This is a genomic window from Pseudoalteromonas sp. TB25 (assembly GCF_000497995.1).
In the GTDB taxonomy this organism is placed as follows: Bacteria; Pseudomonadota; Gammaproteobacteria; order Enterobacterales; family Alteromonadaceae; genus Pseudoalteromonas; species Pseudoalteromonas distincta.
Map to the genome: position 1 here is coordinate 1 of NZ_AUTI01000367.1, position 2,152 is coordinate 2,152.

Below are 2,152 nucleotides of genomic sequence, written 5' to 3' on the forward strand. Positions count from 1 at the left end.
GGTCTTTGTTTTGTGACAGTTTAACTTCGCCAGAAGTTAATATTGAATACTAAAGTAGATACCAATCAATCAACGTAAAACGTCAATCAAATGGCACTGAATGGTACTGCTACCATTCTTTTTTTACTTTTGAAAACTCTTGATAAATAACAATGTTATTCATCAGAATTTTATTATCAGCTTTTCCAAATTTTTAAAGAGCAAGAGATACAAAAACCTCTCAAAATTAAACACACTCTATTCTCAGGCGGTTAATGGCCCGATAAAGAATATTTATTTTTAAGAAGTAAAAGTGGTGGAGCTAAGCAGGATCGAACTGCTGACCTCCTGCGTGCAAGGCAGGCGCTCTCCCAGCTGAGCTATAGCCCCACATATGCTGGTACTTACTGTTTTAACCATCTTCTTGATTAGACAAGAAGTGGTGGGTCTGAGTAGATTTGAACTACCGACCTCACCCTTATCAGGGGTGCGCTCTAACCAGCTGAGCTACAGACCCAAAACAATAAGTGTTGTTCTCTTTACAATAACAATCATCTGTGTGGACACTACGAACAAATAAGTTCTAAATCGTATAAGGAGGTGATCCAGCCCCAGGTTCCCCTAGGGCTACCTTGTTACGACTTCACCCCAGTCATGAATCACTCCGTGGTAAACGTCCTCCCGAGGGTTAGACTATCTACTTCTGGAGCAACCCACTCCCATGGTGTGACGGGCGGTGTGTACAAGGCCCGGGAACGTATTCACCGCGTCATTCTGATACGCGATTACTAGCGATTCCGACTTCATGGAGTCGAGTTGCAGACTCCAATCCGGACTACGACGCACTTTAAGTGATTCGCTTACTCTCGCGAGTTCGCAGCACTCTGTATGCGCCATTGTAGCACGTGTGTAGCCCTACACGTAAGGGCCATGATGACTTGACGTCGTCCCCACCTTCCTCCGGTTTATCACCGGCAGTCTCCTTAGAGTTCTCAGCATTACCTGCTAGCAACTAAGGATAGGGGTTGCGCTCGTTGCGGGACTTAACCCAACATCTCACAACACGAGCTGACGACAGCCATGCAGCACCTGTATCAGAGTTCCCGAAGGCACCAAACCATCTCTGGTAAGTTCTCTGTATGTCAAGTGTAGGTAAGGTTCTTCGCGTTGCATCGAATTAAACCACATGCTCCACCGCTTGTGCGGGCCCCCGTCAATTCATTTGAGTTTTAACCTTGCGGCCGTACTCCCCAGGCGGTCTACTTAATGCGTTAGCTTTGAAAAACAGAACCGAGGTTCCGAGCTTCTAGTAGACATCGTTTACGGCGTGGACTACCGGGGTATCTAATCCCGTTTGCTCCCCACGCTTTCGTACATGAGCGTCAGTGTTGACCCAGGTGGCTGCCTTCGCCATCGGTATTCCTTCAGATCTCTACGCATTTCACCGCTACACCTGAAATTCTACCACCCTCTATCACACTCTAGTTTGCCAGTTCGAAATGCAGTTCCCAGGTTGAGCCCGGGGCTTTCACATCTCGCTTAACAAACCGCCTGCGTACGCTTTACGCCCAGTAATTCCGATTAACGCTCGCACCCTCCGTATTACCGCGGCTGCTGGCACGGAGTTAGCCGGTGCTTCTTCTGTCAGTAACGTCACAGCTAGCAGGTATTAACTACTAACCTTTCCTCCTGACTGAAAGTGCTTTACAACCCGAAGGCCTTCTTCACACACGCGGCATGGCTGCATCAGGCTTGCGCCCATTGTGCAATATTCCCCACTGCTGCCTCCCGTAGGAGTCTGGGCCGTGTCTCAGTCCCAGTGTGGCTGATCATCCTCTCAAACCAGCTAGGGATCGTCGCCTTGGTGAGCCATTACCTCACCAACTAGCTAATCCCACTTGGGCCAATCTAAAGGCGAGAGCCGAAGCCCCCTTTGGTCCGTAGACATTATGCGGTATTAGCAGTCGTTTCCAACTGTTGTCCCCCACCTCAAGGCATGTTCCCAAGCATTACTCACCCGTCCGCCGCTCGTCAGCAAAGTAGCAAGCTACTTTCTGTTACCGCTCGACTTGCATGTGTTAGGCCTGCCGCCAGCGTTCAATCTGAGCCATGATCAAACTCTTCAATTAAAAAGTTTTATGTCTTTCGACAGCTCAATGAATTCTGAATTTTT

The 2,152-nt window shown here is 48.4% G+C and carries 2 tRNA genes and 1 rRNA gene; all 3 read right to left on the minus strand.

Annotated features, from left to right (window positions below):
* Positions 1-293: 293 nt before the first annotated feature.
* The 3 genes from L652_RS0115730 to L652_RS01000000123960 all read right to left on the minus strand — a co-directional run bounded on the left by L652_RS0115730 (position 294) and on the right by L652_RS01000000123960 (position 2,108).
* Positions 294-369: transfer RNA gene (locus L652_RS0115730), tRNA-Ala, on the minus strand.
* A gap of 50 nt (positions 370-419) precedes the next feature.
* Positions 420-496, minus strand: a tRNA-Ile gene (locus L652_RS0115735).
* A gap of 76 nt (positions 497-572) precedes the next feature.
* Positions 573-2,108: ribosomal RNA gene (locus tag L652_RS01000000123960) — 16S ribosomal RNA — on the minus strand.
* Between the last annotated feature and the right edge of the window lie 44 nt (positions 2,109-2,152).